Here is a 15,470-nt window from a genome sequence, read left to right on the forward strand (position 1 = left end):
GCGGCATGCCAGGCGCTGCAGGCGGGCTTCACGCAGCGCCATACAGCGGCGTGTGGTGTGCCTCAGGCTGTTTCGCCAGCAGGCCAGCGATTAAGATGCCGCCAGCATCTTGCTGACCAGGAGTCCACGTTGATCATCCATCCCAAAGTGCGCGGCTTCATCTGCACCACCACGCATCCGCTTGGCTGCGAGCGCAATGTGCTCGAGCAGATCGCGGCCACGCGCGCGCGCGGCGTCCGCAACGACGGCCCGAAGAAGGTGCTGGTGATCGGCGCATCCAGCGGCTACGGCCTGGCCTCGCGCATCACCGCCGCGTTCGGCTTCGGTGCCGACACGCTGGGCGTGTTCTTCGAAAAACCCGGCAGCCCCAGCAAGGCCGGCACCGCCGGCTGGTACAACTCCGCCGCGTTCGACAAGCACGCCAAGGCGGCGGGCCTGTACAGCAAGTCGATCAACGGCGATGCGTTTTCCGATGCCGCACGCGAGAAGGTCATCGAGCTGATCAAGACCGAGATGGGCGGGCAGGTCGACCTGGTGGTGTATTCGCTGGCCTCGCCGGTGCGCAAGCTGCCGGGCACGGGTGAAGTGAAGCGCTCGGCGCTCAAGCCGATCGGCAACACCTACACCGCCACCGCCATCGACACCAACAAGGACACCATCATCCAGGCCTCGATCGAGCCGGCCAGCGAGCAGGAGATCGAAGACACCGTCACCGTGATGGGCGGGCAGGACTGGGAGCTGTGGATCGACGCGCTGGAAGGCGCCGGTGTGCTCGCCGACGGCGCGCGCAGCGTGGCCTTCAGCTATATCGGTACCGAGATCACCTGGCCGATCTACTGGCACGGCGCGCTGGGCAAGGCCAAGGTCGACTTGGACCACACCGCGCAGCGGTTGAACGCGCGCCTGGCCAAGCGCGGCGGCAGCGCCAACGTGGCGGTGCTCAAGTCGGTGGTCACCCAGGCCAGCGCCGCAATCCCGGTGATGCCGCTGTACATCTCCATGGTCTACAAGATCATGAAGGAAAAGGGCCTGCACGAAGGCACCATCGAGCAGCTCGACCGCCTGTTCCGCGAGCGCCTGTACCGCGAAGACGGCCAGCCCGCCGAGGTGGACGCCGAAAACCGCCTGCGCCTGGACGACTGGGAACTGCGCGACGACGTGCAGGACGCCTGCAAGGCGCTCTGGCCGCAGGTCACCACCGAGAACCTGTTCCAGCTCACCGACTACGCCGGCTACAAGCACGAGTTCCTCAAGCTGTTCGGCTTCGAGCGCGACGATGTGGATTACGACGCCGATGTGGAGACGGACGTGACCTTCGATTGCATCGAGCTGAGCTGAGAGCAGGGATTCGGGAATCGGGATTTGGGATTCGCAAGCGCGGTGGGTGGCTGCATCGTTGATCTTCGCTGGATCCAAATGCGTTGCGGCAAGGACAATCGGCAATCGATGCCGGTTGCCCTCGCTGTTACGAATCCCCACTCCCCAATCCCAAATCCCCGCCCCCAATGGACAAACTGATCGCCTTTCTGGTGCTGGCCGTTGTGGTCAGCGTGGCCTGTGCTGTATTGCTGCGCTTCGTCAGGTTGCACTGGTCATTGAAGGCGATCGCCAATCTGTTGATCACCACGGCCGTCGTGTGTGCCGTGGTGATGCAGGACGGCTCTGCACCGCCCTGGAACCACGCCTTGCTGATCACGCTGTTCTTCAGCGTCCCGGCGTCGCTGTGTGTGGTGCTGCTGAGCGCAGGCTTCAAATGGATCACCAACAAACGCCGCAGCCGTGCGCCCGCCTGAAGCGCGTGAGCGCAGCGAACAACACCTAGCAAGCACCTGCCCGCCGCCCACGGGCGCATCAGCCCTCAGCGCACCACGCTCCGTTAGCAACAAGCCTGGACAGAGCGCCGAAAGCCAGCGCTCTCAAGCTCTTACGATTCCCCAATCCCGATTCCCGATTCCCAGCGCGTCAGCGCCGCACATCAAACCGCGCATCCCCCACGCAGGCCTGCACATCGGCCACCGACAGCGGATTGAAATCGCCGGGGATCGAGTGCTTCAGGCAGCCGGCCGCCAGGCCGAAGCGCACCGTGTCGTCCAGCGACCAGCCTTCGATCAGGCCGTGCAGCACGCCGGCGGCAAACGCGTCGCCGCCGCCAATGCGGTCGATGATCGGGGTCAGTTCCTCGCTGGGCGCGCGCGCCACCGCGCCACTGCGCGGCACCAGCAGTGCGCCCAGGCTGTGGTGGTCCACGTTGTGCGCCACGCGCTGCGTGCAGGCCATCAGCTGCAGCTGCGGGAATGCGGCAAAGGCCTGCTGCGCGGCCGCTTCCACACGCGCTTCCAGCGTGTCCTGCGGGAACTCGCCGCCCAGCACCACGCCGATGTCGCGGTAGTCGGCAAACACCACGTCCGCACAGGCGAACAGCTGGTGCAGGATGCCGCGCGCATCGCCCTGCCAGCGTTGCCATAGCTTGGGCCGGTAATTGCCGTCGAACGAGACCTTGACCCCGGCCGCACGCGCCGCGCGTGCCGCCGCCAGCGTGGCCTGCGCCACGTCCGCACCCAGTGCCGGGCTGACCCCGGACAGATGCAGCCACTGCACCCCGTCCAGCAGGGCCGGCCAGTCGTAGGCATCGGCCGGGGCCAGCGCAAACGCCGAGTCGGCGCGGTCGTAGACCACTTCGCTGGGGCGGTGGATCGCGCCGGTGGTCAGGAAGTACAGCCCCATGCGCCCGTCCACCCGCCGCACATGCCGCGTGTCCACGTCATGGCGGCGCAACTCGCCCAGCACCGCCGCACCCAGCGGGTTGTCCGCCACCGTGCTGACCATGGCCACGTCATGGCCGAAATGCGTCAGCGACACGCCGACATTGGCCTCGGCCCCACCGCAATGCACGTCCAGCCGCGGCTGCTGCAGCAGCAGCTCGTGACCAGGCGCCCCCAGGCGCAGCAACAACTCTCCAAAGCACAGGATACGGGCACGACTCATGCGGCAATTACCTCGGCTGTGTGGTGCGTCACGGTGTGGGGAACCGTCGCGCGTCAGGATGACCATCGGTGTCATTCTAGCCGGCGCCAAACGCGCCGGGCGAGGCCCATGATGCGACGCGCAGTGACCGCTTGCACCCCTTTTGGGCAAATTTGGTGACGTTTTCTGCTGCGCTGCAAGATGTTACGGGAGGATTCAGCTGGTAACGTCGTTTTGACCAGCGGTGTCATTGCCGCTCACAACCAGACTTTCATGTTGTTCATGGACCCTTGGGAGGGGAGGACATGCAATTTCGGACCACCAGCCGGAAGACACCGGTTACCTTGCTGGCGTTGTCGATCGGCCTTGCGCTGAGCGGCCACCTGGCAGCACAAGAAACCACCCAAGCGCCCGCAGAACCGGCCGTCGACCTGGACACCGTCACGGTGACCGGCTATCGCGCCTCGGTGGAAAAGGCCCTGGACATCAAGCGCGGCGAAGCCGGCGTGGTCGATGCGATTGTCGCCGAGGACATCGGCAAGTTCCCCGACCTCAACCTGGCCGAGTCGCTGCAGCGCATCCCCGGCGTGGTGATCACCCGTGAGGCCGGCGAGGGCCGCGCCATCTCGGTGCGTGGCCTGGGCCCGGAGTTCACCCGGGTGCGCATCAACGGCATGGAAGCGCTCACCACCGTCGGTGCCGGCGACCAGAGCGGCGGCACCAACCGCGGCCGCGGCTTCGACTTCAACGTGTTCGCCTCGGACCTGTTCTCGCAGCTGATCGCGCGCAAGACCGCCTCGGCCGATGTGGAAGAAGGCTCGCTCGGCGCCACCGTCGACCTGCGCACCGCGCGCCCGTTCGACTACAACGGCTTCACCTTCGCCGCCAGCGGCCAGGCCGCCTACAACGCCATGGCCGAGAAGGCCAACCCGCGCGTGGCCGCGCTGATCGCCAACACCTGGGCCGACAACACCTTCGGCGCCCTGCTGTCGGTGGCCTACACCGAGCGCGAGGTGCTGGAAGAAGGCGCCAACACCGGCCGCTGGGCCAACGGCCCCAGCAACGGCAACTTCAGTGCCGCCTCGCCGTACGCCGCGGCGCGCTCGGCCGATGTCTACCACCCGCGCTTCCCGCGCTACACCCAGCAGATCCACGACCAGGAACGCCTGGGCGTCACCGGCTCGCTGCAGTGGAAGCCCACCGACCGCACCACGCTGTCGCTGGATGCGCTGTATTCCAAGATCGACGCCAAGCGCGACGAGCACTACATCGAAGCGATCTCCTTCAGCCGCAACCGCGACGGGCTCACCCCGCGCCGGCCGGAGCGCGACGGCAAGCCGGGCACCATCGTGCGCAACAGCGAGATTCGCAACAACGCGCTGGTCTATGGCGAGTTCGACAATGTCGACATCCGCTCGGAAAACCGCCACGACGAGTGGAACACCAAGTTCACCCAGGTCAGCCTGGACCTGGAGCATCGTTTCAACGACGACTTCAGCATCAATGCCCGGGTCGGCACCTCGCGCTCTGCGCACGAGAACCCGGTGCAGACCACCATCATCATGGACAAGTACGACGTCGACGGGTACAGCTACGACTACCGCGGCAACAGCCGCGCGCCGGTGTTGAACTACGGCATCGACCCGACCAACCCCGCCGGTTGGGAACTGGCCGAAATCCGCCTGCGTCCGCAGTCGGTGGACAACGACTTCGACACCGGCCAGATCGACTTCAACTGGAACATCAGCCCCGGCTTCCGCCTCAAGGGCGGCGTGCTGGCCAAGAACTACAGCTTCAGCACCGTCGAGCTGCGCCGCGCCAACGAACTGTCCGTGCCCACCTTCGCCAACGGCAGCACCATCGTGCCGGCCGACCTGACCGAACAGGCCGGGCTCAAGGGCATCAACGGCAGCCCGTCCAGCTGGGTGGTGCCCAACCTGGATGCGGTGGCCGACCTGTTCGGCATCTACAGCAACAGCGGCACCTTCGCCGTGGCGCCGCGCGTCAACAACAGCCGCAGCGTCGAGGAAAAGGACCGCGGCGTGTGGTTGATGGGCGAGTTCTCCACCGACCTGGGCTCCATCCCGCTGTCGGGTAACTTCGGCGTGCGCTATGTGCGCACCGAGCAGGAATCCACCGGCTATGCGCTGATCAACAACGCACCGGCGCTGACCACCGTGGGCCGCAAGTACAACAACACGCTGCCCTCGTTCAACCTGGTCGCCGAGCTGGCTCCGGACCTGCTGCTGCGCCTGGGCGCGGCCAAGGTCATGAGCCGCCCGGGCCTGGGCAGCCTCACCCCCGGCGTGACCGTGGCGGTGGCAGGTGGTGCGCGCACCGTGGCCGGCGGCAACCCGGACCTGGACCCGATCGAAGCAACCAACGTTGACCTCGGCCTGGAGTGGTACTTCAACGAAGGCGCCATGCTCGGTGTCGGCCTGTTCTACAAGGACATCGAGAGCTTCATCCAGACCGCGCGCGAAGTGCGTCCGTACTCCAGCAGCGGCCTGCCGGCCTCGTTGCTGGAGGGCACCGGCGCCACCGTCAACGATGACTTCGCCTTCAGCATCCCGCTCAATACCCCGGGCGGCGAATTGAAGGGCGTGGAAGCCAACTACACCCAGCCCTTCACCTTCCTGCCGGGCAAGTGGGCCAACCTGGGCGTGCAGCTCAACTACACCTGGGTCGATTCGCAGATCCAGTACCTGGCCAGCAGCGGCGCACCGGTGATGAAGAACGACCTGCTCGGGCTGTCGCGCTCGTCGTGGAATGCCACGCTGTTCTACGAAGGCGAATCCTTCGCCGGGCGCGTGTCGGCCACCAACCGCGACGACTACCTCACCCAGGCACCGGGTGCGGAAACCGGCTTCAACGTCGACGGCGTGCACGGCATGACCGGCACCACCATCCTCGACGCCTCGCTGCGCTACAAGATCAGCAAGCAGCTGGAGCTGAGCCTGGAAGGCATCAACCTCACCAACGAAGCCTCCGACGAATGGGTGTCTTCGCCGCGGACCGGCCAGCTGCCGCTGCAGTATGCCGAAACCGGCCGCCAGTACCTGCTGGGCCTGCGCTACAAGTTCTGACCCGCTGTCTGCCCGCTGCGCACACGCGCAGCGGGCCCCGATTCGACGCCTGATCGCTGCGCATGCGTTGCCGTTGCTGCACGCGTGCAACGCGGTGGGCGTGATGTTGGAAGCGTCAGGCACCACGCAGCGGACAGTCGCCCGACGACTGCGCAGCGGTGCTGTCGGTCGCTCATGTCGACGCCGGTGGCCCATGGGGAGGCTGAGCGCGTCATTGCAGCCAGTGCCATTGGAGTGAGTGCATCATGCAAGCCCGTTTGCGTCGTCCCGCCGCCGAGGCAGGCGTCCGCCTGTCCGCCGCACGTCTGTCGGTGGCCATCGTCCTGGCCTTGCACGGTGTGAGCGCTGCGGCGCAAACCGTCGGCCCGCCGGCCACGCCCACCGATGCGGTGGATCTGGACCGCGTGCAGGTCAAGGCCACCTACCGCGAAAGCCTGCAGCAATCGCTGGATGCCAAGCGCTACAGCGTGGAGCAGGTGGATGCCATCTATGCCGAAGACATCGGCAAGTTTCCCGATCTGAACCTGGCCGAATCGATGCAGCGCATCGCCGGCGTCTCCATCGACCGCGAGGGCGGCGAGGGCAAGCAGATCTCCGTGCGCGGGCTGGGTTCGGACTTCACCCGCGTGCGAATCAACGGGCTGGAAGCGCTGGCCACCGCCGGCAGCGGCAGCGATGGCGTCAACCGCAGCCGCGGTTTCGACTTCAATACCTTTGCCTCCGAACTCTTCAGCCGCGTCACCATCAGCAAGACCCAGTCGGCGCAGATGGACGAAGGCTCATTGGGTGCCACGGTCGACCTGCGCGGCTCGCGCCCGTTCGACTTCGACGGCTTCGAAGCGGCCGCGTCCACGCAATACGGCTACAACGATCTCTCGCGCGAAAAGGACCCGCGTTTTTCCGGCCTGATCAGCAACATCTGGGCCGATGGCCGCGTCGGCGCGCTGATGTCGGTGTCCTACAGCGAGCGCCACCTGCGCGAAGAGGGCTACAACCCGGTGCGCTGGGAGCACGGCAACTACCGCAACTCCAACCAGAGCACCGCCACCAACAACGGCACCTACGGCTTCTGTTCGCCGGTGGGCTACAACCCGCAGACCCCGCGCAACCCGCTGGCCAACGAAACCCCTGCCGGGGTCGGCTCGCAGGCCAACCAGGACCGCAACAACGGCTGGGGCAGCTATGGCATCAGCGCCACCAACTGCGGCACCGGCATCGCGCGCCCGGCCAACACGCCGGAGAACATCCAGGCCTACGAAACCGCCACCAACGCCTGGATTCCGCGCTACCCGCGCTACATCCGCACCGACCACGAGATCAAGCGCCTGGGCGTCACCGGCGCGCTGCAATTCAAGGTCAGCGACGACACCCTGCTGAACTTCGACATGCTGTATTCCAAGCTGGACAAGGACCAGCGCGAAGACTCGGTCGGCGCCAACCTGCACCGCACCGCCAACTTCGGCGGCAAGACCCAGATCGCCGTGCGTGAAGCGCAAGTGGACGACCAGAACCGCCTCACCTACGGCGTGTTCGACAACGTCGACTTCCGCACCGAATCCAGCAACATCGAAGAATCCACCGAGTTCAAGCAGTTCAGCCTAGACCTGCAGCACCGCTTCAACGACCAGGTGCGCGTCAACGCGTTGGTCGGCCACTCGACCTCGGACTACGAACGCCCCGAGTTTTCGATGGTGAGTTTCGACAACACCAACCTGGACGGCTTCGTGCTGGACCGGCGCGGTGGCGGCGACTACCCCAGCATGAGTTTCCCGTTCGATGCGGGCAACCCGAATAACTGGCAGTGGCTGGGCTACGGCGCAGTGCCGGTCAACAGCAACGGCACCGCGCGCGGCACCAACATCAGCGAGGTGCGGCTCAACCCGCAGTCGGTGGGCAATACCTTCGACACCGCCAAGGTGGATCTGGAATTCAACATCAGCCCCACCTTCACCTTCCGCACCGGGCTGGCCTACAAGAACTACGACATGGACACGTCGGAGTCGCGCAACATCTCCTACGGGCGACTGGCGCAGGCATTGCCGGCCGGTGTGGGCGTGGGTGACCTGAGCACCAACCTGGACGGCTTCGGCCGCAGCTTGAACGGCAGCTTCCCCACCACCTGGGTGATTCCGGATTTCCAAAAGGTCGCCGACCTGCTCAACATCAATTGCGATTGCGACACCGGCGTGCCCGGCGGCGACTACCGCCTGGCCGATGTCGGCCACTTCGGCTCGTCCAACAACAATTTCGCCGTCAACGAAAAGAGTCTGGGCACCTACCTGCAGCTGGATTTCAACACCGACCTGTGGGGCCGCGCGCTGCGCGGCAACCTGGGCGTGCGCTATGTGCAGACGCAGATCGCCGCCAGCGGCTATGCGCCGTGCACGGCCACTGCGGCCGGTGCGATCTCGCCCAACTGCCAGTCGTTCTTCGGCGTGGCCAGCGCCACCGCCGCGGCCGGCGAGCGCCTGCTGGTGCCCACCACCGTCAACCACAACTACCGCGACATCCTGCCCTCGTTGAACCTGTCCTGGGATGTCAGCGACGAGGTGGTGTTGCGCTTCGGCGCGGCCAAGACCATGGCGCGCCCCACGCTGGCGTATCTGTCGCCCAGCGTCAGCGGTGGGCCCACCCAGTACTTCGACGACGGGCGCTTTTTCTCGATCAACCTGGGCAACCCCAAGCTCGACCCGTTCCGCTCCACCAACTACGACCTCAGCGCCGAGTGGTATTTCCGCGAAGGCTCGCTGCTGTCGGCGGCGGTGTTCTACAAGGACATCGACAGCTACGTGCAGCGCACCCGCGTGCTCAGCACCTGGGAAGCGATGGGCTACTCGCTGGACCTGCTGCCGGCCGGCTTCACGCCGGACACCATCTTCAACGTGCAGAGCTACTTCAATACGCCCGGCGGCCCGCTCAAGGGCTTCGAGCTGACCTACCAGCAGGCCTTCGACTTCCTGCCCGGCTTCTGGCGCAACTTCGGCGTGCAGCTCAACTACACCCAGGTCGATTCCAAGATCAATTACCTGTTCAGTACCGCCGGCAGCAGCAATACCAGCATCACCACCACCGCTACCGAGCGCGACCTGCTCAACCTCTCGCCGCAGTCCTACAACGCCACCGTCTATTACGACGACGGCCGCTTCAGTGCGCGCGTGTCCACCAGTTATCGCGATGGCTACATCAACAACATCCTCGCCCAGGAAGACGTCTACGACCTGGATGGCAAGCGCCTGGCCACGGCCGACGTGACCGGCAAATACAGCGTGGAAAACGTGGATTTCAACATGTCCTACAAGCTCAACGACCAGCTGTCGCTGACCTTCGAGGCCATCAACCTGCTCGACACCCCCGACCGCCGCTACGTCGATTCCACGCTGGAACTGCCCGACAAGTACACCGTCACCGGGCGCCAGTACTACATCGGCGCGCGCTACAAGTTCTGACAGGAGCAACGCATGCAACCGCATCGCAGGATCGTGTTACGTACTCTCGCTGCCACCGCCTTGCTGGCGGGGCTGTCGCTCGGCAGCAACGCCGCCATTGCCGCCGACCCGGTCTACACCGTGGCCAAGCAGGGCAGTGCCGGCTACCGCACCGTGCAGGCCGCCATCGACGCCGCCGTGCAGGGCGGCAAGCGCGCGCAGATCAACATCGGCGCCGGCACCTACCAGGAACTGATCGTGGTGCCGTCCAACGCACCGGCGCTCAAGCTCACCGGTGCCGGCGCCACCCAGACCGTCATCACCTACGACAACTATGCCTCACGCATCAATCCGGCCACCGGCACCGAATACGGCACCTCCGGCTCGTCCAGCGTCATCATCGCCGGCAACGACTTCACTGCCGAGCAACTGAGCTTCGGCAATCACGCCGGCCCGGTGGGGCAGGCGGTGGCGGTGCGCGTGGATGGCGACCGCGCCGCATTCCGCAACGTGCGCTTTCTCGGCTACCAGGACACGCTGTACCTGCGCGGCGCCAAGCTGTCGTATTTCCTCGACTGCTATGTCGAAGGCACCGTGGACTTCGTGTTCGGCGCCGGCACCGCGCTGTTCGAGAACGTGCAACTGCACTCGCTGGGCGATGGCTATCTCACCGCTGCCTCCACCCCGCAGGAGAGCGCACGCGGCTTCGTGTTCCGCAATGCGCGCGTCACCGCTGCCAGCGGCGTGAGCCGCGTGTTCCTGGGCCGGCCGTGGCGCCCGTATGCCAGCGTCAGCTTCATCGGCAGCCAGCTCGGTGCGCACATCCTGTCCGAGGGCTGGAACAACTGGGGCAACACCGCCAACGAGGCCACCGCCCGCTACAGCGAATACCAGAGCAGCGGCGCCGGCGCCAACCCGTCGCGCCGCGTGAAGTGGTCGCGCCAGCTCACTGCTGCGCAGGCCGCCGCGCTGGACCGCAACACCATCCTCGGCAGCTGGAGGCCGTTCTGATGCGCAAGCTCACCACCTTCGCCCTCGCCACCGCGCTGCTGCTGGCACCGCTGTCCGCACTGGCCGACAAGATCGCCGACAACATGCTGTTGCTGCAGACCGCCTCCGGTGGCTGGTCCAAGCAATACAAGGGCGTCGCCGTCGACTACAACCGCACCTTCACCGCTGCGGAAATCGCCGAGCTGCAGCAACCCGGGCGCAAGGACGACGCCACCATCGACAACAAGGCCACCACCTACGAGATCGGCTATCTCTCCACGCTCTACAAGACCGAGAAGAACGCCAAGTACGTGGCCGCCGCCAAGCGCGGCGTGGACTATCTGCTCACCGCGCAATACGCCAACGGCGGCTGGCCGCAGTTCTACCCGGACCTGTCGTCCTACCATCACCAGATCACCTACAACGACGATGCGATGGTGCGCGTGCTCAACCTGCTGCAGGACATCAGCGAGGGCAAGGGCGACACCGGCGCGCTGCTGCGTGCCAGCCACGGCGCACGCGCGCGCCAGGCGGTGACCAAGGGGCTGGAATGCGTGCTCGCCACCCAGGTCAGGATCGGCGGCACGCTCACCATCTGGGGCGCGCAGTACGACGAGGTCACGCTCAAGCCGGCCAAGGCGCGTGCGTATGAGCTGGCCTCGCTGGCCTCCAGCGAGTCGGTCAGCATCGTGCGCTTTTTGATGCGCCAGCCTACCCCGTCCGCACAGATCAAGACCGCGGTCGAGGCCGCTGCGCGCTGGTTCGACACCCACCGCATGCGCGACCTGGCCACCAAGAAGATCGACGACCCCACCCAGGAAACCGGCCAGGACGTGATCCTCGTCGCGCAACCGGGTGCGTCACTATGGGCACGCTTCTACGACCTGCAGAATCAACGCCCGCTCTACGCCAATCGCGACGGCAAGGCCTTGACCGAGTACATGCAGGTGCCAAACGAGCGCCGCGTCGGTTATGCCTGGCACGGCACCTGGCCGGACAAGCTGTTGAAGGACGACATTCCCAAGTGGCGTACCGCCAACGGTCTGTAAGTGCGTCGTCGCCACCGCGTGCAAGCGCGGTGGCTGTTTTACGTTTTGGAATTGACGAGGTGAGCGTGTCGAAGTTCTTGTTGGGAATGCTGTGCCTGATCGCGCTGCCGGTGAGCGCGGCCACCACCACCGCGCCGGAGCTGTTTTTCCGGGTGTCGGCCGACCGCGACCTGCAGGCCGATGTGGCCCGCGGCGACGGCGTGCCCAACTTCCGCGACAAGATCACGCTGGTGCCCACCGGCAAGCGTGGCAATGCCATCGAATGGGCCGACGACGGTGTGCTGTCGTGGAATGCGCCCGGCAACCTCTACACCCAGCGCGGCACGCTGAGCTTCTTCTGGCGCGCGCGTTATCCCGTGGGCGAAGCGCCATTCGTGATCTTCCGCGTCGGCTATGCCGACCACACCAGCTGGGACATGGCCTGGCTGCGCATCGACTGGAACGGCCACGGCTTCGATGCCTTCGTCACCGACGCCAACCTGGCGCGCACCCGCGTCTCCTTCAAGCTCGACAAGAACCCGGCCGCCAGCGACTGGACCCACATTGCGTTTGCCTGGGACGAAACCCGCGGCGTGCGCCTGTACGTGGACGGTAAGGAAGCCGCACGCGTGGACTGCGGTGCGCCTTGCGCCAACGGCGGCGCGCTCGACTTCGACGCCGCGCTGGACCAGTTCGGCCTGGCCGGCCGCGTGATGTCGCCGCACCAGGTGCAGAGCCGCTACAACTTCCTGCGCGGCAGCGACTTCGACGAGATCCGCATCTACGACCGCATGCTCGACGCCAGCGGCGCCGCCGCACTGGCACGCCTGCAGGAGCCCGCCACCGCCGAGCCGGCCACACCGGCATCGCAGCACGCCGCCTTCCTGCACCGCTTCGGTTGGGACAACGGCCACGCACCGCCGTTGCTGGACGCACCGGTCACCCGCATCCGCAAGGTGGAGTTCACCGACGCGCGCGACCTCAAGCAATGGATGTGGAAGGCCACCGACGGCATCGCCGAAACCACCTGGCCCGGCGTCTACAACCGCTCGCGCCTGCCCGGGCGCGACGACTACTTCCAGCTACCGGACTGGAACACCTACGTCGAAGGCGGCAAGGCGCTGGACCTCACCCTGCCGGACGAGGCCTTCAACCGCATCGAGCTGCGCGGCGCCGCCTACGGCCAGGCCAGCTACACCGCGCCCAACGCACAGGCACAGCCGCTGTTCGCACGCAGCCAGGGCGTGGTGCGCAGCGTGGACCAGTTCCCCGAGCGCCGCAGCGGCACCCTGCGCTTTGCCAACACCGCGCAGGAAACCCCCATCCAGGAAATCTGGGCCTACAACGTGCAACCGGGCGAGGTACCCAAAGGCAGCGCGCAACTCAGCTACACCGTGCGCAGCGACATCCAGCCCGACTACGACAACCTCGCCCCCCTGCGCGATGTCATCGCCGGCCGCTACCCGCCAGGCGAGCGCCAGACCGTCATCGCGCTGCCCACCAAGGCGCCGGCGCGCAAGCGTCCCAGCGACAAGGCCGCAGCAAGCGCGCAGCAGCCCATCGTGCACATCCTCGTGCCGTCCAGCCTGGGCAACCCGCCGCCGGACCAGGCGCTGATGCGCAGCTGGTCCTACGGCTGGGAGAACATGCACGACGGCCTGGACGGCATCGCCATCACCCTGCCGGCGCTCAATCTGCCGGCCACCCACAACGGCAGCATCCCGCTCAACATCCGCATCAAGGACCCCATCTGGCCCGCGCGCGACATGATCGATGTCTCGGTCGCGGTCGCCCCCGGCCAGGCCCGCACGCTGTGGCTGGACCTGCGCGACCGCATCCTCAGCAACGACAGCCTGATGCTCAGCATCGCCGCCGCCGCGCCCGGCTTCGATGCCAACGCGCTCGATGGCACCCAGCTGCAGCTGGTGTTCAAGCCGCGCGTCGAGGCCATCAAAGAGCACGTCGCCGACCGCTTCAACCAGGTGAAAGACAACTGGGGCTTTCTGGTGGAAGAGCACACCACCTCCAAGCGCCAGCTGCTCTACAAGCGGCTGGACGCCGACATCACCGACCTGCTGCGCGTCGACCCGGACCACGCGCTCGGCCGCGAATACTGGAACGACATCAGCTACGCCAACCAGGGCGCGTTGCCTGTCGAACTGCCCAGCGTGCCCAAGGGCGTGCCCGCCTGGGCGTTCTGGCAGCTGCAAAACCTCAGCGCCACCCGTCGCTATATCCGCTGGTGGATCGAGCAGCGCCAGGTGGCCTACGGCGATTTCGGCGGCGGCATCTCCGACGATTCGGACCTGGTGCAGCAATGGCCCGGCGTCGCCCTGATGGGCGTGGACCCGGACATGCTCAACGCCTCCATGCTGGCGCTGTCCGATGCCAACTACCGCAACGGCATGTTCACCAACGGCCTGTCCACCATCGAAACCGACGAGCTGCATTCCTATGAGGAGGGCATCAACCTCAACAGCGCCCTGCTATATCTCAACTGGGGCGACCCGCGCACCGTCGAGCGCCTGATGCAGACGGTCAAGGCCTTCGACACCATCATCCAGGTCAACCCGCAAGGCCACCTGCTGTTTGCCAGCAACTGGTTTGGCGGCCGCAAGGTCTACCACGAGCCCAACTGGCAATGGCAAAAACCGTACTCCTTCCCCATCGTGCACCCGGCCATCCTGCTGGGCGGCTATAACGCCGACCCCAACAGCCGCCGCATCGTCACCGGGTTAGCAGATGGCTACCTCGCCCACGCCTACACCAACGCCAAGGGCAACTGGGCGCTGCCCAACGAGATCAATTGGCAAACCGGCAAAACCCGCGGCGGCGAACTGTTCGAAGGCAGCGGCGGCGCCGACACCTTGCACACCTTCTGGGCCGCCTACCGCTTCACCGGCGAAGATCGCTATCTCAAGCCGATTAACTATCGCGTGGCCAACAGCGGCCCCAACGGCCTCTCCCTGCTCAACGAAAACTTCCTCGACGTCATGGGCAAGCGCAGCGACTGGAGCGGCAAGCTCATCGATGCCGCAAACAAGGACGACGGCAGCGCCCCGGACTTCCCGCATCACGTGGCCTGGGAGCAAACCGGCAATCTCGAGTATCTCGCCGCCATTTACCGCAGCGAGGCGCGGGAGAAACTGCAGAACTTCTACATGAACACCGAAGGCCACTGGTGGAGCGACCGCGTGGAATCCCCCACGGTCAACCTGCAACGCGCACGCCTAGGCGGCGTGGCCCTCAAGCGCAACCAGACCTACCCCGGCCACACCGTCAGCTGGCGCTTCGCCGATCCAGAGGCCGCAACCCAGGTCGCCATCGCCATCCCCGCACCCCAGCAAGACCGCTTCACCGTCATCGCCTACAACACCTCCCACAAGGCGCAGCGCGCCAGCATGACCGGCTGGAACGTCGCCCCGGGCCAATGGCGCATCACCCAAGGCGTGAGCAAAGGCAATGACGGCAAGCTCGACAGCGCGGGTAAAACGCAAGAGGTCGCTTTCGAAAAAAGCGCGGCCATCGACATCGACTTCCCCGCAGGCCGCACCACCGTCCTGCAGCTCGAACGCATTGCAGCCACCACCCCGGTCGAACTGCGCCCGGACCTGGGGATTGGTCATGGCGATGTGCGCGTGACCGCCGATGCCATTGAGGTGACCGTGCACAGCCTCGGCCATGCCGATGCACCGGCGGGGTTTGTGGTGCTGGAAGATGCGCGTGGCAAGGAACTGGCAAGAGCTGCATTCCCGGCACTTGCGGCACCACGCGATCTGCAGCCAATCACCGCCCAGGTACGCCTGCCACTAACCAACGCGGCAAATCAAAAAACCGCGCAATTGCGTGTAGTGATCGAAAGCAACGCGCCAGAGATTACCGACCTCAACAATAATCTCGCTCTACCCACTCCAGCCAAGCCGGCAACCGCAGAAAACAGCCAATAACCCGATAAACCAAGCCCTTCTCACGTACGA

At 65.8% G+C, this 15,470-nt stretch carries 8 protein-coding genes; 7 read left to right on the forward strand and 1 reads right to left on the reverse strand.

What is annotated here, in order from left to right:
* The first annotated feature begins 129 nt into the window (after positions 1–129).
* Together fabV and DGN21_RS00600 are read left to right on the forward strand one after the other, a co-directional pair.
* Positions 130–1,338 (forward strand): enoyl-ACP reductase FabV, encoded by a 1,209-nt coding sequence (gene fabV, locus DGN21_RS00595; protein WP_215825067.1) that lies wholly within the window; start codon positions 130–132, stop codon positions 1,336–1,338.
* Positions 1,339–1,505: 167 nt separating this feature from the next.
* Complete coding sequence (locus DGN21_RS00600) at positions 1,506–1,793, forward strand: hypothetical protein (protein WP_054591801.1); 288 nt, start codon at positions 1,506–1,508, stop codon at positions 1,791–1,793.
* Positions 1,794–1,962: 169 nt separating this feature from the next.
* On the opposite strand, the gene DGN21_RS00605 is transcribed toward DGN21_RS00600, so the two are convergent.
* Complete coding sequence (locus DGN21_RS00605; protein WP_184578462.1) at positions 1,963–2,985, reverse strand: sugar kinase; 1,023 nt, start codon at positions 2,983–2,985, stop codon at positions 1,963–1,965.
* Between the two features lie 284 nt (positions 2,986–3,269).
* Here DGN21_RS00605 and DGN21_RS00610 point away from each other — a divergent pair, with 284 nt between their 5' ends.
* The 5 genes from DGN21_RS00610 (at position 3,270) to DGN21_RS00630 (ending at position 15,440) form a co-directional block, all read left to right on the forward strand.
* Positions 3,270–6,050 carry a TonB-dependent receptor gene (locus DGN21_RS00610; protein WP_184578458.1) on the forward strand — a complete coding sequence of 927 codons (2,781 nt, stop codon included), beginning with the start codon at positions 3,270–3,272 and terminating at the stop codon, positions 6,048–6,050.
* Between the two features lie 245 nt (positions 6,051–6,295).
* Positions 6,296–9,496: a TonB-dependent receptor gene (locus tag DGN21_RS00615; protein WP_102255260.1), complete on the forward strand. Its 3,201-nt coding sequence runs from the start codon at positions 6,296–6,298 to the stop codon at positions 9,494–9,496.
* Positions 9,497–9,508: 12 nt separating this feature from the next.
* Positions 9,509–10,486, forward strand: a complete 978-nt coding sequence (locus DGN21_RS00620) for a pectinesterase family protein (RefSeq protein WP_215825068.1) — start codon at positions 9,509–9,511, stop codon at positions 10,484–10,486.
* A complete protein-coding gene (pelA, locus tag DGN21_RS00625; protein ID WP_215825069.1) occupies positions 10,486–11,514 on the forward strand; it encodes a pectate lyase in 1,029 nt (342 codons plus the stop codon). The genes DGN21_RS00620 and pelA overlap by 1 nt, the downstream gene beginning before the upstream one ends.
* A gap of 59 nt (positions 11,515–11,573) precedes the next feature.
* Positions 11,574–15,440: a LamG domain-containing protein gene (locus DGN21_RS00630; RefSeq protein WP_215825070.1), complete on the forward strand. Its 3,867-nt coding sequence runs from the start codon at positions 11,574–11,576 to the stop codon at positions 15,438–15,440.
* The last annotated feature ends 30 nt before the right edge of the window (positions 15,441–15,470 follow it).

Origin of the sequence: Xanthomonas sp. MLO165 (assembly GCF_018831305.1) — a bacterium.
Taxonomy (GTDB): Bacteria; Pseudomonadota; Gammaproteobacteria; order Xanthomonadales; family Xanthomonadaceae; genus Xanthomonas; species Xanthomonas arboricola.

Coding starts and splice junctions, on each gene's coding strand:
- DGN21_RS00600 (WP_054591801.1), top strand. CDS start 1,506: ATGGACAAACTGATCGCCTTTCTGGTGCTGGCCGTTGTGGTCAGCGTG.
- DGN21_RS00605 (WP_184578462.1), bottom strand. CDS start 2,985: ATGAGTCGTGCCCGTATCCTGTGCTTTGGAGAGTTGTTGCTGCGCCTG.
- DGN21_RS00610 (WP_184578458.1), top strand. CDS start 3,270: ATGCAATTTCGGACCACCAGCCGGAAGACACCGGTTACCTTGCTGGCG.
- DGN21_RS00615 (WP_102255260.1), top strand. CDS start 6,296: ATGCAAGCCCGTTTGCGTCGTCCCGCCGCCGAGGCAGGCGTCCGCCTG.
- DGN21_RS00620 (WP_215825068.1), top strand. CDS start 9,509: ATGCAACCGCATCGCAGGATCGTGTTACGTACTCTCGCTGCCACCGCC.
- pelA (WP_215825069.1), top strand. CDS start 10,486: ATGCGCAAGCTCACCACCTTCGCCCTCGCCACCGCGCTGCTGCTGGCA.